This is a genomic window from Desulfoluna spongiiphila (assembly GCF_900101345.1).
In the GTDB taxonomy this organism is placed as follows: domain Bacteria; phylum Desulfobacterota; class Desulfobacteria; order Desulfobacterales; family Desulfolunaceae; genus Desulfoluna; species Desulfoluna spongiiphila.
Genome location: NZ_FMUX01000022.1, coordinates 89,467 through 111,694, shown reverse-complemented (window position 1 = coordinate 111,694; position 22,228 = coordinate 89,467). Strand labels below are relative to the sequence as shown.

Below are 22,228 nucleotides of genomic sequence, written 5' to 3'. Positions count from 1 at the left end.
CTGCCGGGGGCTAAACGTTTAAAAAGTTTAACAAACAGGCTTTTGACAAATAGTTTCAGGCCAACCTGGATCAAGTGCGGATGTGGTTTTCCCCGAGGAACGAGGGGCAAAATGCATTCGCAACCTGCTTTCAAGGTGGCACACCTTGCCGCCGGAGGCAGCGTTTTTTATGAAAAAATTCAAATTCAAGTTGGAGTCTGTGCTCTCTTTGCGCCTGCACAAGGAGCGTCTTGTGATGCAGGAGGTGGGGGCGCTGACCCAGGAACTGGACCGGGTCAAGGGCGTCATGGCGGATCTGGAGGTGGAGCGGGTCGAGGTGGAGCAGGACCTGGCCCGGCGCATGGGGCTCGGCATGAGCGGAGCCGAACTCCAGGGGGTTCAGTCATACATCAAGGGGATCGTGGTGCGCTGGCAGGAGGAATACGCTCTGTGCGAGAAGGTGCAGCGGTACCTCGACGCCAAGCGCAGCGAGCTGGCCCGGTGCGCCGTGGAGCGAAAGGCCATGGAGACCCTGAAGGACAGGCAGCGTGAGGCCTTTATCCGTGAGCAGGACGAAGAGCAGCGTAAATTGGACGAAGAGACGGTACTGGTGCATCGGGCGGCCACGGCCCGGAGCCGGGAGTGAGGAGCGATGAAGGCAATCAGAGTTGTGATGATGGGGATGGTGATCTTGTGGAGCCTTTCAGGGCCCGTGTTCTGTGCCGATTCCCCTGACGGGGAGATTCCCGAGGAGCAGGAGGGTGTTCCCATCCCTGTGGTGGAGACCCCGGAGGTCCTGTTCCGGGGCCTTGAAGCCAAACGCATCGCCCTGGAGGCGAGGGCCGAGGCCATTCGCTTGGAAGAGAAGAAACTCAAAGAGCTGAAAACGGAGCTGGAGGCGACCCGTGAAACCCTGGAGACCCTTCGCCGGCAGATCGAAACCAGCCTGAGCCGCCTCGAAGCCAAGGAGAAGACGGTGAACGAGGCCCAGCGCCTGGAAGAGGAGAAGAAGATCAAGCAGCTCGTCAAGCTCTACTCCAGCATGAAGCCCAAACAGGCCGCAGCCATTGTCAACAGCATGGACATTGTCATCGCAGAGCGCCTCTTCATGAACCTTAAAGGAGACGTGGCCGGTAAGATCCTCGCCTATGTGGAGAAGGAGAAGGCGGCACGCATCAGCGAACGCCTTGCCGAAACCCTGGCGGACCTGCCGGAGGTGAAGTAAGCATGCCTGCATGCTTAGTACCTGACCGGTGCACGTGTGTGGCCCAGACAGCGTTACCGGGGCATAGGTAAACCAAATTCAAAAAGGCCGTGATTCCATGGAAATCACGGCCTTTTTTGTAACTATTCAGCTTATGCCTCCGGCGGCCCTGCCGGGGGCTAAATTTTTGCCTTATCTTATAACGACGGGTTTAACAAACGGGTCTTAAAAAGACTCCTTGAATGAATGTTACTTTAAAGGCGGATGTGATTTGCCCCGAGGAACGAGGGGCAAAACGCATCCGCAACCTGCTTTCAAGGTGGCTCACCTTGCCGCCGGAGGCATGCTTTATTTGCTCAACGCCACGTGTTCAGTGCGTATAGGTTTTGTCGATGGTCGAGATGTAGAGAATGTTGTTCTCCTTTTTGACGAAAACATGGATCTGGAGGTCGCGGCAGGATTTTTCGAAACACTCTCCGAGTTGGAGCACGGCGTTGTCGTCCGTGAGGAGGCTCTGGAGCCGTTCCGAATCGGGAAACTGGAGCAGGACCTTTTCACCCGGGGCTTTTTCGACATCCCCGCAGGGGATCACCTCGCCGGAGTTTGTCATCATGCGCCCCAGTTCCTCTTCGCTGGCGTTGGCATAGATCTTTGCCATGAGGTAGTCCACGGCACCCAGGCCGTAGAGGGGCAGCTCGCACAGGGCGATGATGAAGCCTCGGGGCCGTTTGCGTGAGATCTGGATCTCTTCGACGGTCTCTTTGCAGTGAGGCTGACGGGTAAGGGTGTAGATCCCCTCGTCTTCTTCCAGCATGTAGACGGCGTTGATGCGCTTGCCCACCCCTTTTTCTCCGGTGCGGGTCTCCTCCACGCGCGGGGCCGACATGGTGAGGGCCGAGGCGCACCCCATGGCGAGAAGGAGGGTTGAAAGCCAGATGAGGCCGATGATCTTTTTCAGGTGCATGGTGTTCTCCCGTTGCTCCGGTGGCTGGTGGGTCCCGCAGGTTAATCGATAAGGGGGGTGAGGCCCCGCCGCTTCATGTTTTCCCGCGCCTTTTCAGAGAGGGAATAGTTGAGGACCTCACGGACCACCCCCGAGGGTTGCCCGCGGGTGACCAGGGAAAAGGTCTGCATGTAGGGGTACTCCTTGGAACCGGGTTCAAGGCCGTCGATGGTAAACATTTTTACGTTGTTGAATTTCGTCACCACGCTGCGTGTGGCAAAGGAGATGGCCCCGGGGATATGGCTGACAGCCTCCACCGCCGATGAGGAGCGGGCAGCCTGGTAATCGAATTTTACCTGGGAGGCGCCCATGGCCTGCCGGACAAAGTTGACATAGGCCGCGGTCTCTTTGACCGGCGTGATGATGCGTACGGGAAGGTCCGGGCCCCCGGCCTCTTTCCAGTTGGTGATGTGGCCGCTGAAGAGCCGCCTGACCTGGGTCAGGGAGAGGTCGCTGACGGTGATCTCCTTGCAGGCGATGACCACCATGGGGTCCTTGCAGATGGGGATGGCCACGAGGCCGAGTTTCCGGTCGTCGGCGGAGAGCTTCAGGGCCGAGGCGGCAAGCTCGCAGAATCCGTTTTTCAGGCGGTTCACCGACACCTGGGAGGAGAAGACGTGGAGGGTGACATTGAGGCCGGTGGTTTGTTTAAAATCGTCAAGGACCGTTCGCCCGAATGCTTCGGCAATCTGGGATGAGCAGCTGGCATTGACCGTACCCTGGGCGGAGACAGCGTGGGGCAGGGCCAGTGAGAGGGCGATGAGTAAAGCGAAAAGACCTTTTCTTCTGGGTGACATGGCATCTCTCCGGATGGAAGGTTGGTGTTCTATATTTCTAAAAATAAAGAGACGTTCGGCCCGCTGTGGAAGTGAAACCACGATACGAAGATGCCGACGCAAGGTAAAGAGAAATATTCAGGTGCGTGCAGCGGTAGGAATAAACCGGGTAACGATTCCGTTTGTCTTCGTCGGCACGTCAGGGACGGTACAAAAATAAGACAGTCAAAGGCGATGCCTTCTATGGTTAAAGTTGGATGAACGACAGGGGCAAGAGGGCTCAGAGTAAAAACCAAAAAGAAAGCAAGTTGCAAATGCGCTTTCCCCTTCGTTTTTCAGGGGAAATCACATTCGCCATTGGTTTCGATTATACCGAATCTGTTTTTAAATCCTGTTTGTCAAACGTTTCAAAAGTTTGGCCCCCGGCAGGGCCGCCGGAGACATTAATAACGTGTGTATCTAAAATGAACATCGATCGCAATATAAAAGTGTTGTTCGATAATTTTGTTGACAGCAAAAAAGGGAAGCCCGTATACTTTTTTTATAATGATATACACTGTTTGGTAATGTCGAACACGTGGGGGCCGAAGGGCGATTAGCCCGGGGGCCCTGTGTCCGTTGAACCGGAAAGATGGTTTCGATTCACCCATGTGTGTGATGAGAGGGGGGCTGTCATGGAGATTCGCGGAGGGATGGCGCTGTTGCGTGATGTGCAGGAAAAGGGGCTGTGCGTGGACTGTGGGGGCTGCGTGGGGCTCTGCCCCTATTTTCGGAGCCACAGGGGGCGCGTGGCCATGCTTTTTGACTGCAACCTTGAGCAGGGGCGGTGCCACGTCCACTGTCCCAAGGCGGAGGTGGACATGGATGCCGTCAGTCGAAAGGTCCCGGGGGGCGCCTACACAGGGAAACCCGCAGGCCGGTTTCGCCGCATCGTCAAGTCACGGGCCGGGCAGAAGATGGCGGGCCGGGCACGGTACCAGAACGGGGGGACTGTCTCCTCCCTTCTGGCCCTGGCCTTTGATACCGGCCTCATCGACGCCGCGGCCCTTACCGATCGAAAGGGGCTGATGCCAAGGCCCCGTGTGGTCACCGATGTGGCGGGCGTGCTGGCCTGTGCCTCTTCCAAATACATGGCATCGCCCACGGTGGCAGCCGTTCATGAGGCTTTCTCGTCGGGGTTTCGGCGCATTGCCATGGTGGGAACCCCCTGCCAGGTGACCGCTGTGGGGCAGATGCGGTGCGACCCCCTGGGCCGCAATGATATGGACCCCATGGCCCTGACCATCGGCCTTTTTTGCACCTGGGCCCTGGATGCCCGGTTGCTTTCCGATCTGATGCCTGCCGAGACGGATACCGAAGCGATTACCGGCATGGATGTCCCCCCGCCCCCCTCTTCGGTTTTTTCCCTTCACACCCGAAACGGTCCCGTGGACCTTCCCCTTGAGACCGTTCGGCGCGCTATTCCCGATGGTTGCCGGGTATGCCCGGACATGACCGCTGAGTTCACCGATCTCTCCGTGGGGGCCTTGGAGAAGGACACCGCCTGGAATGTCCTTATCTGCCGCACCGAAGCCGGTGAAGCCCTGTTTGAAACGGCCGTGGCCAGGGGCTATCTGGAAACAGTCCCCATGGACCCGGACCAGGCGGCCGGGCTTCTGAAGGCCGCTTCAGCTAAAAAGGCACGGGCCCTTGCAAAGGTTCGGGAAGAAGGGGCCTTGAACAGGAAGGAGGGACCCTCGGTGTTTCATATGGCCCCTGCCGTTGTGGATGATATCATGAACCGGACGAGCCCACTGCCGTCCCCCAGCCCAGGGAGGAGAGATGAGTCATCTGCATGAAGAGACGCCGGGAACGCGCCGGCTCTGTATGGGAAACGAAGCCATCGTCCGTGGGGCCCTTGAAGCCGGGGTCGCCGTAGCTGCGGGCTACCCGGGGACCCCGTCATCGGAGATTATCGAGACCCTTTCGGCGGTGGCTGAACCCATGGGGCTCTATGTGGAGTGGTCGGTCAACGAGAAGGTGGCCCTGGAGGTGGCCTCGTCGGCCTCCTTTGCAGGGCTCCGGGCCCTGGCCGTGATGAAGCAGCCTGGCCTCAACGTGGCTTCGGATTACCTGCTCCATTTGTCGGCCTCCGGTACCCGGGGGGGGATGGTGCTGGTCTCCGCCGACGATCCCGGGGCGCTCTCCAGCGTCAACGAAGGGGAGACCCGCCCCTACGCCAAGCTCATGGAGGTTCCCCTGCTTGAGCCCGGGGATTTCCAGGAGGCCAGGGAGATGACGGCCTGGGCCTTCGAACTCTCCGAGACCCTGTGCAATGTGGTGCTGGTGCGGACCGTCACCCGGCTCTCCCATGCCAGCGGGACCGTGGTGATGGGAGAGCTTCGGAAAGCGGAGAAGACCGCGCGCTTTACCCATGACGGGTTTATCATCGACCCCATGGAAGGGGTGGTGATGAGCCCTCCGGTGGAGTGGAAGCACGGCCAGCAGCAGGAGAAGCTCGAAAAGGCCCGTGTGTTATTCGAGACGTCGCCCTTCAACACCTACGAAGGGCCGGAGGCCCCGGAGCTGCTCATCATCACCAGCTCGGTCTGTGCCCTCTACAGCCGGGAAGCCGTGAGCCTCCTGAACGCGGAAGAGAGGGTGGGGATCCTCAAACTCGGCACCACCTGGCCCCTGCCCGAGACCCTCGTGAAAAAACACCTGGCCACCGCCAAAAAGGTGCTGATGGTGGAAGAGGTGCTTCCGTTCCTGGAAGGAGAGATCAAAATCCTGGCCGCCGAATCCGCCGATGAGATCGGGGTGAAAACGTTTTACGGCAAAAAAGAGGGGACCCTCCCCTCCACCGGAGAGATGAATCCGGACCGCGTGGTGGCCGCCCTTTCAACCATCCTGGATATTCCCTACGAAGGCCTTGATGCCACCTATGCCCAGCGGGCCACCGAGGTCTCGTTCATGGGCTCCCCCAACCGGGAGGCCACCTTCTGCCCGGGCTGTCCCCACCGCGCCTCGTTCTGGGCCATCAACACGGCCCTTTCCATGGACAACCGCAACGGCTTTGTCTGCGGGGACATCGGCTGCTACTCCATGGCGGTGCTCCCGGCCGGGTTCTCGACCCTGAAAACCCTCCATGCCATGGGCTCCGGTACCGGGGTGGCCAGCGGCTTCGGGAAACTCTCCCCCTTTGGCATGGACCAGCCCGTGGTCTCCGTCTGCGGGGACAGCACCTTTTTCCATTCGGTTCTCCCCCCCCTTGCCAACGCCATCCACCACCGGGCCAACCTCACCCTCGTGGTCCTGGACAACAGCGGCACGGCCATGACCGGCTTTCAGCCCCATCCGGGACTTGGCGTCGATGCCATGGGAAGTCCCGCCGATTCAATCGATATCCCCGCGGTGTGCAAGGCCCTGGGAGCCACCGTAAAAGTGGGCGATCCCTTTGAGGTGACAACCACCCGGGAGATCCTCTTTGACCTCATGGACCAAGAGGGCGTCGGTGTCCTGGTCCTTAAACAGGCCTGCGCCCTGAGCCCTGAAAAGAAACACGCCAGAGCCTGGGACATGGCCGTGGATGAGTCTGCCTGCTTAGGAGAAAGCTGCGGGTGCAACCGCCTCTGCACCCGGGTCTTTGCCTGCCCAGGCCTTGTCTGGGACAAAGAGAAAGGCAAAGCCCGCATCGATGAGGTGGTCTGCACCGGGTGCGGTGTCTGCGCTGACATCTGCCCTGTGGGCGCCATTAGGAAGAATGTGGCAGAAACCGTGTGAAAAAGCGTGCCTCCGGCGGCCAGGGGATAATCCCCTGGACCCCATAATGCATCCGGTTCGCTGGCGCTCACCGTCTGCAGGGTCTGTGGTGGCTCCCTTGCCACGGCGAAGCCGAAGACGTAGCCGGGCCGAAAGCTGATTGCCCTTGCGCTTTGTCCTTCGTTCCCCAGGACAAAGCGCAAGGGCGTTCGCCGCGGGCTGCGCCCGCCTCCAAAGCTTGAGACTGTACGGGCATTGTCACAAGGCCTGTAAGGGGGTGGATACGGTTTCACAGCTTTTGAGGTGTCTGTTGTGATGGATCACTCCCCGGCTCATGCTTTCGTGGGATAGGGTGCCGGGCCTCTAACGTTACGCGAATTCGGACGCCTTACAGCCACACAAGAGGACTCCGATGCGCATTTTTCTCGCTCCCAGGCTTTGCCTGGGAACGAAAGGTACTCTGTACCGGGTATTGCCCATTGCCCACGGTATTCAGCACGGGCGAAGCCCGTCAGCAAATGCGTAGGGCGAGGAACGAGCCCAGGAGCATTTGCGATCCTGGGGTTCAGGGGATTTATCCCCTGGCCGCCGGAGGCGCTTTTTGAACCTGTTTTTGCAGACAGAGGAGAGCATATGGAAGGCACAGGACTTCCCCATGATCCGTACAATTTGATTGTTGCGGGGGTGGGCGGGCAGGGGAACGTGATGACGTCGCGGACCATCGGGTCCATGCTGGCGTCACAGGGCTTTTTTGTCACCATCGGGGAGACCTTTGGGGCGTCCCAGCGTGGCGGCTCGGTGATGAGTCATCTTCGCATCTCCGGCCGGTGCAGCTGGTCGCCTCAGATCCCTTTGGGCCAGGCGCACATGGTGGTCTCCATGGAGCCGTCCGAGGCCATTCGGGTGCTCAAGGATTTTGGGAACCGCGGTGTCAAGGTGATCACCAACACGCGTCCGTTTCTGCCGGTGGGGGTGATTTCCGGGCAGCTCAGTTACCCGTCGGATGAGGAGATCAGGGGGTGGGTCCGGGAGATGGCCGAGGCGGCTTGGTTTCTCAATGCCACGGAAGAAGCCGTTAAGATCGGTGCGCCGGTGCTGGGTAACGTTATCATGGCAGGTGCCCTGGCGGGATCGGGGGAACTCCCCCTGCCCAGGGCTTTGTTCGAAGGGGCTGCGCGTAAGCGGTTTGACGGGGAGGTGCTGGCTCAGAACCTCACAGCATTTGATGTGGGGGTCGCGGCCGTTGCCGGCTGAGCGTCCCCCCCATCAAGCTGTGAACGATAGGAGAATACGATGAAGAAACTCCCTGTGTGGGGGAGTAGCTGGTTATATTACACAGTCCGTGCCAACACGATCAAAAAAAACCAAAGCCTTGAAACACGGGGGCTGTGGCGTTTTCCTTGGAGGACCTGCCGGACGGGACAGAAAGAAAAAAAGATCCAGGTGGCTCCATACGAGCCATATTGCGCCGCCGTGTGGGTAAAAAGGTCTCACAGGGCGGCGTGTTGGTTATATTCCGGATATTTCACGCGTCGAGTACACCCATATTCAAGGCATCAGAGCTGCAGATGTAGTGGTTTACCTCGTTAGGGGTGTCCGGCAAGGGTAATGGGGCGGCCCACCTGGACCTCGGTGTAGGCCTCCCCAAAGGCGTCCCGAAACCGGTCCAGGCTCCAGTCGCAGCTGTCGTGGGGCGAGAGGCCGACGGCGGTGGCGCCGGTGGTTTTGATGGCTTCGATGCCTTTTTGGACATCGGCTTCGGTAAGGCCGTTCCACGGCATGCGGTCGGACCCCACGAGTTTCTGGATGTTCACGGGGCCCACCTTTATGCGGCCTTCGTGGATGGGGAAGTGAAGGCCTCCGATGACGGCGAACACAGGATGGGGAAAAAGGGCCGCGCACCGCTCAAGGAGCCCCTCGATGGTGGGGTGGCCGCATCCGATGATCAGGGCCATGCCCTTTCCTTTGACGTGGACGGCCAGGGCCTGTTCCTCGATGTAGCCCATGAAAAAAAGGGACCGGCCCATGGGGCCCAGGGACCAGACGCCCGGAGCGATCTCCCGGGGCTCGGTGACGGTGATGGGACGGCACCCCTGGGGCAGATGGCCGATGAGGGGCTCCGGGGTGTAGACGGGGAGGTCCGCCATGGAAAAGGGCCCTTGTGAAAAGGAGAAGCGTTTCTCCTTCTCTTCGGGAACTCCCCCCACATGGTCCCGGTGGAGGTGGCTGAGGACCAGGGCGTCGATGGTATTTAAATCCACCCCGAGGGCCTTGGCGTTGGCCAGCAGGGGAGACGGGTGCTCCCCCTTTTCATTGGCACCCACGTCCAGCAGGATCCGCGTATCGCCTGCCGTTACGAGGTAGGACACCCCGGCCTCGGTGGCCAGCCCGGGCTCGGCCGCGTGGAACTCCACCAGGGGCAGCACCGTCAGGGAGGAGACCCCGGGGGAGGTGTCGAGTTCCGGTGCCTGGAACGCGGCATGTTGCTTTTGCTGCCGCTTGATGCCGCGGGCGAGTTTGATTTTGAACAGGGCCAGGGGGATAAGGAAGACCAGGGCGAGGAAGAGCACAACTGTGAGCAAGAAGGTGAGCATGGGCGTCTCCGGGGTTGGGTGTTCAATACAAATAAGGCGTGTAAGGCATACGTCGGTGGCAAAGCCGTCAGTTGCCTCCGGCGGCAAGGTGTGCCACCTTGAAAGCAGGTTGCGGATGCGCTTTGCCTCTCGTCCCTCGGGTCAAAGCGCATCCGCGTTTAAAACGAAATTCATTCAAGCGGTTTTTAAGGCCTGTCTGTTAAACCCGTTCTTCATGCGATCAGGCAAAAGTTTAGCCCCCGGCAGGGCCGCCGGAGGCATAAGCTGAATCGTTACCTTTATCTTTATATCTCCACGACACGGTCCCTTTCGATTCCTTTGCGGCCCTCTTTGACGGTGGCGGCGGCAACGGTGGGGTCGTGCTCAAAAAAGAGGGTCCAGTTGCCGGCCACGGCCTGTTTGAGGACGCTCTCCTTTTCGGACATGATCAGAAGGGGCTGGTTGTCGTAGCCCATGTGCCAGGGGACGGGGATATGGGCCGAGGTGGGGATCAGGTCGCCGCAGTAGAGAAGGCAGCCGCCCTCGCCTTTGATGAGGGGGAGCTGCTGTCCGCAGGTGTGGCCGTCGGAGAAGAGCAGGTCAATGCCGTCGATGGGCAGGGTGTTGCCGTCCAGCACCGCGAGCTGCCCGCTTTGCTCCATGGGTGCCCAGTTGTCGGCAAAAAAGCTGGCTCGATCCCGCAGGGTGGGGTTTTTGGCCCAGTTGAGCTGGCGTCTCTGGGTGTAGTAGGTGGCGTTGGGAAAGGTGGGGACCGCTTCGCCCTCTTTCAGGAAGGTGGTGCCTCCGGCGTGATCAAAGTGGAGGTGGGTGAGGATCACGTCGGTGATCTCCGCCGTGGAGAGGCCGAAGTCACTCAACGCCTCATCCGGGCTGCGGGTGGCGGTGACCCCGTAGATGGCCAGCTCTTTGTCGTTGAACTTTGTGCCGCAGCCGGTGTCCACCAGGATGTTGCGACCGTTGCCGCAAAGGAGCAGGGAACGGGCCTTTAAGGGGATGCGGTTCTTTTCGTCCGAGGCAATCTTTTTTTCCCAGAGGGGCTTGGGCACCACCCCGAACATGGCGCCTCCGTCCAGAAGGAAATCGCACATCTCCACCCCATGACACCTGTAGCCGCCAAACTCCATCGTTTCGTCTCCCCGTAAAAAAGAATTGCTTCATACTACCCGTCGGTTCATCCAGAAAAAACGTATACTACTTGATTTAGACTGTAAATACCTGAATATGAGCGAAGGGTAATGTTCCCTCAGGGTGTTTGGGCGAGGAGCAATGCCCTGCCGCCACTGGGGACGCTTACCAACCTGCTGTCGCAACGGGAGCTGAGGAGAAAGGTGCAGATCAGGGATATATGAGAGGGGTAGGGGGACGTAAAACGAAGACTGTTCGGGTAAGGGCCATGGCCGATATAAAATACACATGCATTGACTTTCTATGTGTGTACGATCGGTGGGTCGTATTTTTTGCCCGAGCCCTAAGGCATACGCCCCTGTGCTTTTCCCTGAGGCACGAAGGGGAAAGCGCAGGGGCAACCCGCTTTCGAGGTGGCTCACCTCACCGCCGGAGGCCTGTTTTTTATTTTAAGCCGCGTTGCGCAGCTGATCGATGCGGCGGTCTTTCTCTTCCCAGACGCCGTTGATCCAGGTCTGGAAGTGGGCGCGGAAATCGGGGTCGTTTTCGTAAGAGCCGATGATGTCGTCGGTGACCTCCATGAGTTCCACGTGGACCTTCACGGCGTCGATCTTGCCGCAGAGGTATTCCCAGAAGCTCTTCGTTCCGTTGGGGTAGACGATGGTGACGTTGACGATGCCGGTCATGAGTTCGCCCATGGAGCCCAGGACAAAGGCGACGCCCCCGGCCTTGGGTTTGAGGAGATGGGTGAAGGGCGAATTTTGCCTGCTGTGCTTGCCCGGGGTGAAGCGGGTGCCCTCCACGAAGTTGACGATGGAGACAGGGATGGTTTTGTATTTTTCGCAGGCCTTTCGGGTGACCTCGATGTCCTTGCCTTTCAGGTGGGGGTTCTTCTTCAGGAAATCCTTGGAGTAGCGTTTCATGAAGGGAAAGTCCATGGCCCACCAGGCGAGTCCCATGATGGGAACCCAGATGAGCTCTTTTTTGAGGAAGAACTTGAGAAAGGGGATTTTGCGGTTGAGGACCCTCTGGAGGATAAGGATGTCGACCCAGCTCTGGTGGTTGCTGATGACAAGGTACCACATGTCTTTTTCAATCCCCTCGGCCCCGGTGACCTCCAGTTCGAAATCCTGCATGAGCCACATGTTGAAGGTGTTCACATCGATCCAGGTGGTGGCCAGCACATCCAGGATTTTCCGGGAGATAAGCTGCCAGAAGGAAAAGGGGATCAGGAATTTGGTGACGGCAACGGTGACGAGGGGGACGATGATGACAATGGAGTTGAGAAAGTAGAGCAGGAAGGCGAGGGCTCCCCTGATCGGGCCGGGCAGAAAGGATCTCATGGTCTGTGACCTCCGTGGGGTTGTGGGTGACGGATCTCAATAAAACCGGTTTCGGACACCTTGTCGCCCATGGGTGACGGGGCCGATGACGGGGATGGGTGCGTCTGCCTTGCATCTTACCGGTTTGGGTACGTCTCCGGGTTTATGCAAACAGTATGCCTGAAGATTGAGGAGAGGGAAAGGGCTTGAAAAAACGGGTGGTTTGGGCGGGGCGTGTGCGGTGTTGACGGGCAGAGATGGAGGAGGGTGTGCAAACCAAGCCGGTTGGTTTGCACAATTTGTACAAGGGAGGTGTCAGGTGCTGTAGCGGCTGCTCAGCACGTCATAGGCCAGGGCATCGCCTCCGAAGATATCCAGGGCACTGCCCACGGTAAAATCGATGGCCCCGTTGCCCAGGGTGTCGATCTTTTCGATATCGGCGAGGGAGCGGATGCCTCCGGCATAGGTGACGGGGCGCTTTCCCCATGTCCCCAGGAGTTCCACCAGGGGCTCTTCAATGCCGGACACCATGCCCTCCACATCCACCCCGTGGATGAGGAATTCATGGCAGGAGTCGGCCAGCCGGTCGAGGAGGGGAAGGGTGATCACCTCATCGGTCCACGTCTGCCAGCGATCGGTGACGATGCGGTAGCCCTCGTCGCTGCGCCTGCAGCTCAGGTCCAGGACAAGGCGCTCTTTGCCCACGGTCTCCACCAGCCTGGAGAGGCGCTCTTCGTCAATCCGGCCGTCGTGGAAGACGTGGGAGGTGACGATGATGGCTGCGGCTCCCCGGTCGAGCCAGGAGGCGGCGTTGTCGCAGGTGATGCCGCCGCCGACCTGCATGCCCCCGGGCCAGGCCTCAAGGGCGCCGCAGGCCGCCTTTTCGTTACCGGGGCCCAGCTGGATGATGTGACCCCCGGTGAGGTTGTCCCTGCGGTAGAGCTCTGCAAACCAGGAGGCGGGCCGGGTGGCGGAAAAGTTGGTGGTGGGCGACTCGTCTGTGTCGGTCAACGTGCCGCCCACGATCTGTTTGACGACCCCCTGGTGGAGGTCGATGCATGGTCTGAATTTCATGGTCTCCTGTCCCGCAAGGAAGCGATCAGTCTGCGATGTAGGTGGCGCAGGAGTTTTCGGATTCCCAGGCCGAGACACGGGAGACCTTGATCCCGTCCACGTCGATGCGGCGTTCCAGCTCCTTGGCGATGTACATGGCAATGTGCTCGGAGGAAGCGGGCACATCCTTGAAGATCTCCGATTCGTTCAAATAGGTGTGGTCCAGGGTGTCGATCACCTTTTTGAGCTCTTTTTTGACGATGCCGAAGTCCATGAGGACACCGCCCTTGTCGAGGTTCTCCCCTTGAACGTACACTTCCACGTGCCAGTTGTGACCGTGGAGGTTCTCGCATTGTTTGCCCACCATGGTAAGGCGGTGGGCGGCGGCAAAACGGGTGGTGACTTTCAATTCAAACATGGGCTCTCCTTCGTTTAGTATCCTGACCCCTTGAGGAGGTTTTTCAGCCTGTTGGAGAATTTTTCCGAGTCGAGCTTTTCAAATTCCCGGAGCAGCTTCTCCTGTTTTTTGGAGATTTTCTTCGGGGTGGTGATCTCCACCTGGATGATCTGGTCCCCACGGCGTCCGCCCCTTAAGGAGGGAATGCCTTTGCCGGGGAAGCGGAAGGTCTCCGCATACTGAGTGCCGGCAGGGATCTTGAGGGATTCTTCCCCTTCCAGGGTGGGGATGGTGATGGTCGCCCCCAGGGCCGCCTGGATAAAAGAGATCTCCACCAGGCAGATGATGTCGTCGCCGTTGCGCTGGAAGTGCTTGTGGGGACGGACGGTGATGAAGACGTAAAGGTCGCCGGCAGGGCCTCCGTTGGGGCTGGCTTCCCCTTCGCTGTTGAGGCGGAGGCGGGAGTCGGTGTCCACCCCGGCAGGGATCTTCAGGGAGACGGTCTTGCTGACGGCGACCTGGCCGCGCCCGTTGCAGTCGGGGCAGGGGCTCTTGATGGATTTTCCGCGGCCCTGGCAGGCCGGGCAGGTGGATCGCACCGTGAAAAAGCCCTGGCTCTGGGTGTGCTGGCCCGTGCCCTTGCAGAGGTGGCAGATCTCGGGTTCGGTGCCGGGCTTGCAGCCGTTGCCCTCACAGGTGGGGCAGGTCTGGCGCTTGTCCAGGTGGATCTCTTTTTCCGTGCCGAAGGCGGCCTCTTCAAAGTCGATGGTGAGGTCGTACCGAAGGTCGGCACCCCTCTGGACCCGGCTCCTGCCGCGTCCTCTGCCCCTGCCGCCACCGCCGCCCATACCGAAGAAGTCTTCGAAGATGTCCCCGAAGCTGGAGAAGATGTCATCAAACCCGCCGGACCCGGAGAAGCCATTGCCTTCAAGGCCCTGATGGCCGTACTGGTCGTAGACCTGGCGTTTTTTGGGGTCGGTGAGGACATCGTAGGCTTCGGCAGCCTCTTTAAATTTGTCCTCGGCTTCCTTGTCTCCCGGGTTTCGGTCGGGATGGTATTTCAGTGCCAGCTTGCGGTATTTCTTTTTCAGCTCCTCGGCACTTGCCTCGCGATCGACGCCGAGGATTTCGTAGTAGTCTCTTTTCGTCGTCATGTATATTTCCGATACGCTTCCAACAGGTTGTCACGGTTGACCAATTGTGATAATTTCGATGGCTTGGTCCTGCGATACGCCCTTTACGGGCGCGGGATCATCAACTCAAGGCTGCCCAGAACATGCGGCTCGGCCGTCGGCGTGGTTCCGCCACCACCAGGTGACGTTCATCAGGGCGCACCCCTCCCATGTCGGCAGAACCATGGACTAAATTAAATCAGAATTTGGTGTTGTCAATGAATAATGTAGAGCTGCCCTTTATTCGGGAGATGTTTGACGCCATTGCCCCGAAGTACGATTTTTTGAATCGAAGCCTGAGCCTGTACCAGGACGTGATCTGGAGGCGTCGGGCCATTGCCTCCCTGAAGCTCGGCAACGGGCGTCATAAAAAAATGCTTGATGTGGCCTGCGGCACCTGCGACATGGCCATCGAAGCGGTGCGGAGGACCCAGGGACGCCTCTGTGTTGTCGCCACGGATTTTTCCTTCAACATGCTGGCCCTGGGGAAAATCAAGGTCGCCGGCGAGCCCCACGGAAAATCCATCTCCCTGGCCCAGGGCAACGGCCTGGCCTTGCCCAGCTTTGACGACGCCTTTGACGCCGTCACCATCGCCTTCGGCATCCGGAACATCATGGACCGCAAAGGCGCCCTCAAAGAGTTTCACCGCTGCCTCAAAACCGACGGCCGCGTGGCGGTCCTGGAGCTCACCACCCCCACCAACAAGATTCTGAAAAGCCTCTACCTTCTCTATTTCCAGAAGGTCCTGCCTGTCATCGGCGGGCTTTTCTCCAAAAACAGGGGCGCCTACACCTACCTCCCCGAGTCCGTCCTCAAATTTCCCAGCCACGCCGAATTCAAAGCCATCATGGCCGAGGCCGGCTTCACCGACGTCCATGCCCGCCCCATGACCTTCGGCATTGTTACCCTCTTCACCGGTAAAAAAGCCTAAACACCTGCCTCCGGCGGCGAGGTGAGCCACCTCGAAAGCGGGTTTCCGTTGTGCTTCGCCCCTCGTTCCTCGGGGCAAATCGCAACGGACTTTTGCTCGGGCTGCGCCCGATATCAGAGTGGCTGGGTGGACGCGTCTAATCACACGCGTGGAGCCTAAACAGAAGGGAGCCGTGGAACATTTTTCCACTGCTCCCTTCTGTTTTTTGAACCTGTTTTGATCATAGACGGTACGTTGTTATGACCTATGACCTATGACCTATGACCTAAATTATTTATCCCTCTGCATTACGCCCTTGTCAGCAAGTTCTTGGCGGTGCTGATCTCCACAAAGGAGGCGCCGTTGGTGGCGCCGAAGTGGCCGGCCAGGACCACGAGGAGATCCTCTTCGGAGACGGCACCTCGGGCCATGAGGCGGGTCAGGGCTTCATGGAGGAACTCGTTGGTGGTCTGGTTGAGTTTCATGTAGCTGCCGTGGACCCCGAAGGAGAGGGCGAGCTCGCGCATCACCCGTTTGCTGTAGCACTGGGCGTAGATGGGGTTTTCTCCCCGGTAGGCGGCCAGGCCCCTTATGGTGCGCCCGGTTAAGGTGTCGGCCACGATGGCCTTGGTGGGAAGGCGCAGGGCGGCTTTGACGGCGGCCTTGGTGAGGTAGTCGGTGGTGATGTTCTCCGGGGTGTAGGGGGTGTCGTTGAAGGTGCTGCGGCTCTCTTCCACCTCCAGGGCAATGCGGGCCATGGTCTGGACGGATTCCAGGGGGTATTTGCCGTTGGCGGTTTCACCGGAGAGCATGATGGCATCGGTGCCGTCCAGGCAGGCGTTGCCCACATCCGAGACTTCGGCCCTGGTGGGGCGCGGGGCGTGGATCATGGAGTGGAGCATCTGGGTGGCGATGATGACGGGCTTTCGCTTCTCCACGCATTTTTTGACCAGACGTTTCTGGATAAGGGGGATGCGCTCGGCCGGGATCTCGATGGCCAGGTCTCCCCTTGCGATCATGGCGCCGAAGGCGTGGTCCAGGATTTCGTCGATGTTGTCCAGGCCCTCCTGGTTTTCGATCTTGGCGATGATCTTGGCGTCGCTGCCCATGGCATCCAGGATCTCCTGAACGGCCTGGACGTCCTCTTTTTTACGGACAAAGGAATGGGCGATGAAGTCCACATCCTGCTCGGCGGAGTATTTGACAAAGGCGATGTCTTTTTCGGTGAGGGCGGGCAGGTTGATGGTGACATCCGGGATGTTGATGCTTTTGCGTCCCTTGATGGTCCCGTCGTTTTCCACGGTGCAGTGGAGGGTCGTGTCGGTTTTGCCGGTGACGGACAGGGCGATGTCCCCGTCGTCGATGAGGAGCTGGCTCCCCACGGGCACGTCGGTGGCCAGCTCGTTGTAAGAGACGCAGAGAAGGCCCGGCTTCGATGTGCCGGTGGCGTCTCCGCGCACGTCGATGAGGTCGCCTGCGGTGACGGGCAGGCCCTCATCCATGGGCACCGTTCGGATCTCGGGGCCCTTGGTGTCCACCATGATGGCCAGGTGTTCGGAGACGGCCCGAACGTTGTCGATGACCTTTTGGGCGTCGTCTGTGGTCATGTGGGCGGTGTTGAGGCGCACCACGTTCATGCCGGCTTCGTAGAGCTCGAGTAAAAAGTCCACATCACATTTCAGGTTGGAGATCGTTGCTACGATTTTTGTCTTTTTTTGCACAGGTTACCCGCCTTGTCCGTCATCTGGGTTTTGCCGCACTCCGAGGCATCCTGCGTCTTGCCGGTGGGGTTTCGTGGGCAAGGCGAGGCTGCGGCTGCCTTGATTCCTTGGGTTACTCTACAGGAAGCGTTATCAAATGAAAACGGTTCTTTCTTCGGGGATGCCTCAGGGAGCATCCGTGTTGATCAGCGGTGCCTGTATCAGGCCTTCCAGGGGGTAACCCGTTGATTCCCCTATGGGTATTCCCTCTTTTGTGGTAGAGTAAAAAAACAGGTATCGTCCAGGCGACGATTCCTCATTTTCTTCGTGCCCACGGGACGTCCCTTGGTCCCTGACCTTCGGCACGCCGCAATGCAGGACGGAGCTTCGGGCCTTTAAAGCGGGGCCGCCTGCACGACAGACCCTCCATCACCAATCCGACACCCTGTGTCCGGGCAGCGCTCGCCGCCTCCGGGCCAGCCTTCACTGACAACCCAGCAGAGAGACAAGCCCATGAACGTACTGGTCGTGGATGACGAGATCCTCTCGGTGGAACTCCTGAAAGAGGCCTTGAACCTGACAGGCTATGAGGTGGCCGTTCGCGAGAACGGGAGCGAGGCCCTTGCCTACCTGAGGGATCATGGGGAGTGCCGCATTGTGATCACCGATTGGGAGATGCCTGATATGGACGGGCTGGAGCTGACCCGTCGCATCCGGCAGGACAGCATCGGTCACTATGTGTACATCATCATGGTCACCAGCCGGGGGGGCACCGCCAACGTGGTGGAGGGGCTCGAAGCCGGGGCCGACGACTTCATGTCCAAGCCGTTTCATCCCTCGGAGCTGGAGGTGAGGCTGCGTTCGGGGTTGCGCCTCATGTCCCTTGAGGCGAGCAACATGACCATTTTTGCCCTGGCCAAACTTGCGGAATCCCGGGATCCTGAAACCGGAGCCCACCTGGAACGGGTGCGGGGCTACTCCCGGGCCCTGGCCCTTCGCATGGGGGCCGAAGGCCCTTTGCGCGGGGAGATAGACACCGCCTTTGTGGAAAACATGTACTTAACCACCCCCCTGCACGACATCGGCAAGGTGGCCATACCGGATTACGTGCTCCTCAAGCCCGGGCGCCTCACCGACGCGGAGTTCGAGATCATGAAGCGCCACACCACCGAAGGGGCCGCGACCCTGGATTCGGTCCTGAAGGTGGCCCCCCACGCCTCCTTTCTGCGGGTGGCACGGGACATCGCCCTGTGCCACCACGAGCGCTATGACGGCACCGGCTATCCCAGGGGGTTGAAGGGGCGGGACATTCCCCTGGCGGCGCGTATCTTCAGCCTTGCCGATGTCTACGATGCCCTGATCTCCAAGAGGGTGTACAAGCCGGCCTACAGCCATGACGTGGCCAAGAACCTGATCATGGAAGGGGATGGCACCCAGTTCGACCCCTATGTGGTGGAGGCTTTTCTGGCCCTGGAAGAGACCTTTGAGGCCATTGTGGAGAGCCAGGGGCGAGGCATGTAAGCCTTCTATGGTTAAAGTCTGATGAGTCACAGGGTCAAGAGGGCTCAGGAAAAAACAAAAGCAATGCCTCCGGCGGCGAGGTGTGCCACCTCGAAAGCAGGTTTCGAATGCGCTTTTCCCTTCGTTCCTCAGGGAAAATCACATTCGCTATTGATTTTGATTGGTCTGAATCTGTTTTTTAAAGCCTGTTTATTAAACTTTTTAAAAGTTTAGCCCCCGGCAGGGCCGCCGGAGGCTTTTTTTGTTTTATGCGCTTCCTCCCCTACATGCCCTCCTGCAGGTATTTCACGAACCGATCCACCCCCTCCTCAATGGCCGCGGCATGGTCGGCGCATCCCTTCAGGTCACCATCCTGGGCGGCCTGTTGAAGGGCTGCGGCCAGGCGTTCCAGCCGTTTGGCCGAGATGTTGGCAAAGTACCCCTTCATTTTATGGGCCTGTGCACGGATGGGTTCGAATTCCCCCAGGGCCACGGCGTGTTTCATGCGCTCCAGCTCCTGGGGTGTTTTGTCGAGGAAGAGGGCGATGAGTTTGTCCAGGAGCCGGGTGTTGCCCTGGATGCGCAGGAGGAGGTCGTCCCGGTCGAACAGCGGGAGTTCGCCTGAAGCTTCGCTCTCACCGGATGGGTCGGGGAGGGTGGCCGGGGTATCGTGGCGCGTGGCCCTCAGGAGATAGGTCTGCAGGGCCCGGTAGACCGCCTCGGGCAGGATGGGTTTGGGGATGTGGTCGTTCATGCCTGCCTTGAGGCACTTTTCCCGGTCGCCCTCCATGGCGTTGGCGGTCATGGCCACGATGGGGACGTCGTGACGCATGACCGCCGAGAGGGGATCGCGTATCACGCGGGTGGCTTCGAAGCCGTCCATTTCCGGCATCTGAAGATCCATGAACACCAGGTCGTAGGCGGTGGATTCCAAGGCTTTGACGGCCTGGGCGCCGTTTTCCGCCACATCGGCCCGGAAGCCGTAGCTTTCCAGGATGCCTAAAGCCACCTCCTGATTGATGGGAAAGTCTTCCACAAGGAGGATGCGGTGGTTCCGTCGAGAGAGTTCGGCCATGGTGTGGCGGGTGATGAACCGTTTTGCCGGTTCGTCTTCCATGGGGGCCGCCCCCAAAAGTGTGGCAAGGCAGTTGTAGAGTTGGGAGCGCTTGTAGGGTTTGGTGAAGTAGGCGTCGAAGCCGGCGGATTTGAAGCGGCTGGCATCTCCCCGTTGCCAGAGGGTGGCCATGAAAATGAGGGAGAGCCCTTTTAAGGCCCCATGGTCCCGGATGGTTTTTCCCAGGGTTTCACCGTCCATATCCGGCATGTCGCTGTCGATGATGGCGATGGCATACGGGTCCCGTTGGGGGGCGGAGAGGAGCTGCCCCAAGGCGTCATCGCCGCTGGGGGCTTCGTCGACCCGGCAGTGCCAGGCCTCCAGCTGACTTTTCAGGGCCATGCGGCTGCTTTGGTTGTCGTCCACCAGCAGGATCCGGCTGCCGCGGATATCGGCGGCCGGGGTCATGCAGAAGCTCCCTTCCCGGGAGCAGCAGTCGAGCATCACGGTAAACCAGAAGGTGCTCCCTTTGCCTTCCTGACTCTCCACCCCGATCTCTCCGCCCATGAGGGTCACCAGCTGTTTGGAGATGGAAAGGCCCAGCCCGGTGCCCCCGAATCGCCGGGTGGTGGAAACATCGGCCTGGGTGAACGGGGAAAACAGGCTGTCGACGGTTTCGTCGGGGATGCCGATGCCCGTGTCCGTGACAGCGAACCACAAGGGAATTTTCCACCGGGGGGCGGCTTCCCGTTCCGTGCATCGGGTGACGTGGATGAGGATCTCCCCGCCTGCGGTGAACTTGATGGCGTTGCTGATGAGGTTCACGAGGATCTGTCGAAGGCGGGAGGGATCCCCGGAGATCCGCAACGGGACGTCCTGATCCATGCGGAAGATGTATTCAAGCCCCTTGGCCTGGGCCTTGACAGCCATGATGTCGTTGATGTTTTCCAGCATGGTGAGCAGGTCAAAGTCGATGGTCTCCAGCTCCAGCTTGCCCGATTCGATTTTGGAAAAGTCCAGGATGTCGTTGATGATGGCCAGGAGGGCATCGGCGCTTTTCTGGATGGTGTTGACCCGGTGGCTCTGCTCCTCGGAGAGGGAGGTGCCCAGCAGGAGACGGGTCATGCCCATGACGCCGTTCATGGGGGTGCGGATTTCGTGGCTCATGTTGGCCAGGAACCGGCTCTTGGCCCGGTTGGCGGCTTCGGCGGCACGGGCCAGGCCCTTGGCGTTGTGGATGGCTTCCCGCAAGCGAAAGTTGGCCGCCTCGGTGTCGGCTTTGGCATCTTTCAGGTCCGCCACGGTCTGCCGGAGTTCGGTCGTGCGCAGGGCCACTGTCTCCTCCAGGCTCTCGTGCTGTTTTAAGAGTTCGGCATCCCGTCGCTGGATCTGGCTCAACATGTCATTGAAGCCCTCCATGAGCAGGCCGATCTCGTCGTCGGTGCGCTTGACGGCCCGCACCCCGTAGTTTTTTTCATCGGAGACTTCACTCATCATGTCGGTGAGTTCAAGGATGGGGCCGGAGACAATGGCCTGGAGACGAGACGAGATGGTGTAGGCGGCGGAAATGGAAAGGGCAAGGATTCCCATGGCCGCTGCCAGGTAAAAGAGGAGGCGCCGGTAGACCCGGGTGAGGTCGGACTGGAGGGTGACGGAGCCGAGGACCTCTCCGTCAAAGCGGATCTCCTCCCGGACCTCGATGTGGGTGTCGAGAAAGGGCAGGCCGTTGAGCAGGCGATGTGTACGGGGAGAGTCAGGGGCAGGGGATGGCGCGGGGGAGGGAAGGCGTCGGTACTGGGCGAACAGGGTCCCGTCCGGTTTGTGGATGCGGGCCAGGTCCAGGCTGGGGTCCACGGAGAGCCCTTCCAGGTTCTCCCTGGCCACCTTGGTGTCATTGAAGGTAAGGGGCGCCACGGAGTTGTAGCCGATGATGCGGGCCAGCATGGAGAGGTTGTTGTGCATCTCCCGCCGAGAGGTAAAGGCCTCGGTTGCCAGCAGCAGCAAGGTGGCCAGAATCAGGATGACGCCCGAAATGAGGGTCATCAGGGCCACGAGTTTCTGGCGAAGGGGCAGGGCTTTAAAATAGGTAAGCATGGGTTTGCCTGATTGGGGGTTAGGGCACCACCCGGGCGAGTTTGAGGAGCCGGGAGCTGATGGCGAGTCCCGCTGTCCGGGTGGTGGACAGGTTGACTTCAAAACGGATTTTGTTGTCCGTCTCTATAAAGGTGAGCATGCCCCCCCGACTGGAGAATCCGGGCTGGCTGCTGACGGTGAGGACCGGCCGGTTGCCCAGGGCCGAGAGCACCTGCTGGACGGGGCTCGGCGTCGTTTCTCCCACAAAGAGCATGTGGCAGCGGGGCAGGTCCTTGAGGGAACCGATGTGGTGAATTTCCAGGGGGCGGTTCTGGACGCGCTTGTATTGAATGGTGGGCAGGGCTGAATCGATGGGGTCGTCTCCCAGAACGCAGAGCACAATGGGGGCGACGCTGTTATCAAAGGCGGCCTCGGGCCAGGTGACGAATCGGGCAAAATTCAGGAGATAGGCCGCTTTGATGCGGCTTTCCGTGGCCGGTTCCGCAAGCAGGGGGGCAGGGCCAACGCTGTGGAGGGCGATGCTGCAGAAAAGACCGGCAATAAGGAAGAGTTGCTTGCTGTTCATGGCCCTCTGGTAAATGGTGGGGCACCGCGGGAAATGGC

Annotated in this window: 18 protein-coding genes; 7 read left to right on the top strand and 11 right to left on the bottom strand. The window is 59.7% G+C overall.

The genetic code is table 11. The features are described from left to right. The first annotated feature begins 169 nt into the window (after positions 1-169). Both fliJ and BLQ12_RS22775 read left to right on the top strand, forming a co-directional pair. A complete protein-coding gene (gene fliJ, locus BLQ12_RS22780; protein ID WP_139164073.1) occupies positions 170-625 on the top strand; it encodes a flagellar export protein FliJ in 456 nt (151 codons plus the stop codon). Positions 626-631: 6 nt separating this feature from the next. After that, positions 632-1,204: a MotE family protein gene (locus BLQ12_RS22775; protein ID WP_139164072.1), complete on the top strand. Its 573-nt coding sequence runs from the start codon at positions 632-634 to the stop codon at positions 1,202-1,204. Between the two features lie 349 nt (positions 1,205-1,553). On the opposite strand, the gene BLQ12_RS22770 is transcribed toward BLQ12_RS22775, so the two are convergent. Together BLQ12_RS22770 and BLQ12_RS22765 are read right to left on the bottom strand one after the other, a co-directional pair. Next, a complete protein-coding gene (locus BLQ12_RS22770) occupies positions 1,554-2,147 on the bottom strand; it encodes a hypothetical protein (RefSeq protein ID WP_092214467.1) in 594 nt (197 codons plus the stop codon). Positions 2,148-2,188: 41 nt separating this feature from the next. Next, positions 2,189-2,983: a substrate-binding domain-containing protein gene (locus tag BLQ12_RS22765; protein WP_092214465.1), complete on the bottom strand. Its 795-nt coding sequence runs from the start codon at positions 2,981-2,983 to the stop codon at positions 2,189-2,191. 653 nt (positions 2,984-3,636) lie between these two features. Here BLQ12_RS22765 and BLQ12_RS22755 point away from each other — a divergent pair. The 3 genes from BLQ12_RS22755 (at position 3,637) to BLQ12_RS22745 (ending at position 7,957) form a co-directional block, all read left to right on the top strand. After that, a complete protein-coding gene (locus tag BLQ12_RS22755; protein WP_092214460.1) occupies positions 3,637-4,800 on the top strand; it encodes a Coenzyme F420 hydrogenase/dehydrogenase, beta subunit C-terminal domain in 1,164 nt (387 codons plus the stop codon). Continuing rightward, the gene (locus tag BLQ12_RS22750; RefSeq protein ID WP_092214458.1) at positions 4,784-6,724 is read left to right on the top strand and encodes a thiamine pyrophosphate-dependent enzyme; all 1,941 of its coding nucleotides are present in this window, start codon (positions 4,784-4,786) and stop codon (positions 6,722-6,724) included. Before BLQ12_RS22755 ends, BLQ12_RS22750 begins: the two co-directional genes overlap by 17 nt. A 612-nt stretch (positions 6,725-7,336) precedes the next feature. Continuing rightward, positions 7,337-7,957 carry an indolepyruvate oxidoreductase subunit beta gene (locus BLQ12_RS22745; protein WP_092214457.1) on the top strand — a complete coding sequence of 207 codons (621 nt, stop codon included), beginning with the start codon at positions 7,337-7,339 and terminating at the stop codon, positions 7,955-7,957. A 332-nt stretch (positions 7,958-8,289) separates the two neighbouring features. Here BLQ12_RS22745 and BLQ12_RS22740 read toward each other — a convergent pair whose 3' ends face one another. From BLQ12_RS22740 to dnaJ, 6 genes are all read right to left on the bottom strand, one after another. Then, complete coding sequence (locus tag BLQ12_RS22740; RefSeq protein ID WP_092214454.1) at positions 8,290-9,297, bottom strand: MBL fold metallo-hydrolase; 1,008 nt, start codon at positions 9,295-9,297, stop codon at positions 8,290-8,292. 284 nt (positions 9,298-9,581) lie between these two features. After that, the gene (locus BLQ12_RS22735; RefSeq protein ID WP_092214452.1) at positions 9,582-10,421 is read right to left on the bottom strand and encodes an MBL fold metallo-hydrolase; all 840 of its coding nucleotides are present in this window, start codon (positions 10,419-10,421) and stop codon (positions 9,582-9,584) included. A 450-nt stretch (positions 10,422-10,871) separates the two neighbouring features. Then, the gene (yihG, locus tag BLQ12_RS22730; RefSeq protein ID WP_092214450.1) at positions 10,872-11,765 is read right to left on the bottom strand and encodes a 1-acylglycerol-3-phosphate O-acyltransferase, YihG family; all 894 of its coding nucleotides are present in this window, start codon (positions 11,763-11,765) and stop codon (positions 10,872-10,874) included. Between the two features lie 294 nt (positions 11,766-12,059). Continuing rightward, positions 12,060-12,818 (bottom strand): phosphoribosylformimino-5-aminoimidazole carboxamide ribotide isomerase, encoded by a 759-nt coding sequence (gene hisA, locus BLQ12_RS22725; RefSeq protein ID WP_092214448.1) that lies wholly within the window; start codon positions 12,816-12,818, stop codon positions 12,060-12,062. 25 nt (positions 12,819-12,843) lie between these two features. Further along, on the bottom strand, positions 12,844-13,215 hold the full coding sequence (queD, locus tag BLQ12_RS22720) for a 6-carboxytetrahydropterin synthase QueD (protein ID WP_092214446.1): 372 nt from the start codon (positions 13,213-13,215) through the stop codon (positions 12,844-12,846). Positions 13,216-13,229: 14 nt separating this feature from the next. Further along, positions 13,230-14,348, bottom strand: a complete 1,119-nt coding sequence (gene dnaJ / locus BLQ12_RS22715) for a molecular chaperone DnaJ (RefSeq protein ID WP_092214444.1) — start codon at positions 14,346-14,348, stop codon at positions 13,230-13,232. 236 nt (positions 14,349-14,584) lie between these two features. Here dnaJ and ubiE point away from each other — a divergent pair, with 236 nt between their 5' ends. Continuing rightward, positions 14,585-15,298 carry a bifunctional demethylmenaquinone methyltransferase/2-methoxy-6-polyprenyl-1,4-benzoquinol methylase UbiE gene (ubiE, locus tag BLQ12_RS22710; protein ID WP_092214442.1) on the top strand — a complete coding sequence of 238 codons (714 nt, stop codon included), beginning with the start codon at positions 14,585-14,587 and terminating at the stop codon, positions 15,296-15,298. 287 nt (positions 15,299-15,585) lie between these two features. Here the strand turns inward: ubiE and pyk are convergent, their stop codons facing one another. After that, positions 15,586-16,998 (bottom strand): pyruvate kinase, encoded by a 1,413-nt coding sequence (gene pyk, locus BLQ12_RS22705; RefSeq protein ID WP_092214440.1) that lies wholly within the window; start codon positions 16,996-16,998, stop codon positions 15,586-15,588. Positions 16,999-17,490: 492 nt separating this feature from the next. On the opposite strand from pyk, the gene BLQ12_RS22700 reads away from it, so the two are divergent. Beyond that, positions 17,491-18,498, top strand: coding sequence for a response regulator (locus tag BLQ12_RS22700; protein WP_092214438.1), 1,008 nt, complete (start codon positions 17,491-17,493; stop codon positions 18,496-18,498). A 262-nt stretch (positions 18,499-18,760) separates the two neighbouring features. Here the strand turns inward: BLQ12_RS22700 and BLQ12_RS22695 are convergent, their stop codons facing one another. Together BLQ12_RS22695 and BLQ12_RS22690 are read right to left on the bottom strand one after the other, a co-directional pair. Continuing rightward, on the bottom strand, positions 18,761-21,625 hold the full coding sequence (locus BLQ12_RS22695; protein ID WP_092214436.1) for a response regulator: 2,865 nt from the start codon (positions 21,623-21,625) through the stop codon (positions 18,761-18,763). Between the two features lie 19 nt (positions 21,626-21,644). Further along, on the bottom strand, positions 21,645-22,190 hold the full coding sequence (locus BLQ12_RS22690; RefSeq protein ID WP_092214434.1) for a TOL_0243 family YfiR-like periplasmic protein: 546 nt from the start codon (positions 22,188-22,190) through the stop codon (positions 21,645-21,647). Positions 22,191-22,228: the final 38 nt, after the last annotated feature.

Excerpts from the sequence above, each read along its gene's own strand:
- BLQ12_RS22690 (WP_092214434.1), bottom strand. The coding sequence starts at position 22,190 with ATGAACAGCAAGCAACTCTTCCTTATTGCCGGTCTTTTCTGCAGCATC.
- BLQ12_RS22695 (WP_092214436.1), bottom strand. The coding sequence starts at position 21,625 with ATGCTTACCTATTTTAAAGCCCTGCCCCTTCGCCAGAAACTCGTGGCC.
- BLQ12_RS22745 (WP_092214457.1), top strand. The coding sequence starts at position 7,337 with ATGGAAGGCACAGGACTTCCCCATGATCCGTACAATTTGATTGTTGCG.
- BLQ12_RS22700 (WP_092214438.1), top strand. The coding sequence starts at position 17,491 with ATGAACGTACTGGTCGTGGATGACGAGATCCTCTCGGTGGAACTCCTG.
- BLQ12_RS22775 (WP_139164072.1), top strand. The coding sequence starts at position 632 with ATGAAGGCAATCAGAGTTGTGATGATGGGGATGGTGATCTTGTGGAGC.
- ubiE (WP_092214442.1), top strand. The coding sequence starts at position 14,585 with ATGAATAATGTAGAGCTGCCCTTTATTCGGGAGATGTTTGACGCCATT.
- BLQ12_RS22735 (WP_092214452.1), bottom strand. The coding sequence starts at position 10,421 with ATGGAGTTTGGCGGCTACAGGTGTCATGGGGTGGAGATGTGCGATTTC.
- queD (WP_092214446.1), bottom strand. The coding sequence starts at position 13,215 with ATGTTTGAATTGAAAGTCACCACCCGTTTTGCCGCCGCCCACCGCCTT.
- dnaJ (WP_092214444.1), bottom strand. The coding sequence starts at position 14,348 with ATGACGACGAAAAGAGACTACTACGAAATCCTCGGCGTCGATCGCGAG.
- hisA (WP_092214448.1), bottom strand. The coding sequence starts at position 12,818 with ATGAAATTCAGACCATGCATCGACCTCCACCAGGGGGTCGTCAAACAG.
- BLQ12_RS22770 (WP_092214467.1), bottom strand. The coding sequence starts at position 2,147 with ATGCACCTGAAAAAGATCATCGGCCTCATCTGGCTTTCAACCCTCCTT.
- BLQ12_RS22750 (WP_092214458.1), top strand. The coding sequence starts at position 4,784 with ATGAGTCATCTGCATGAAGAGACGCCGGGAACGCGCCGGCTCTGTATG.
- BLQ12_RS22740 (WP_092214454.1), bottom strand. The coding sequence starts at position 9,297 with ATGCTCACCTTCTTGCTCACAGTTGTGCTCTTCCTCGCCCTGGTCTTC.
- BLQ12_RS22765 (WP_092214465.1), bottom strand. The coding sequence starts at position 2,983 with ATGTCACCCAGAAGAAAAGGTCTTTTCGCTTTACTCATCGCCCTCTCA.
- fliJ (WP_139164073.1), top strand. The coding sequence starts at position 170 with ATGAAAAAATTCAAATTCAAGTTGGAGTCTGTGCTCTCTTTGCGCCTG.
- BLQ12_RS22755 (WP_092214460.1), top strand. The coding sequence starts at position 3,637 with ATGGAGATTCGCGGAGGGATGGCGCTGTTGCGTGATGTGCAGGAAAAG.
- yihG (WP_092214450.1), bottom strand. The coding sequence starts at position 11,765 with ATGAGATCCTTTCTGCCCGGCCCGATCAGGGGAGCCCTCGCCTTCCTG.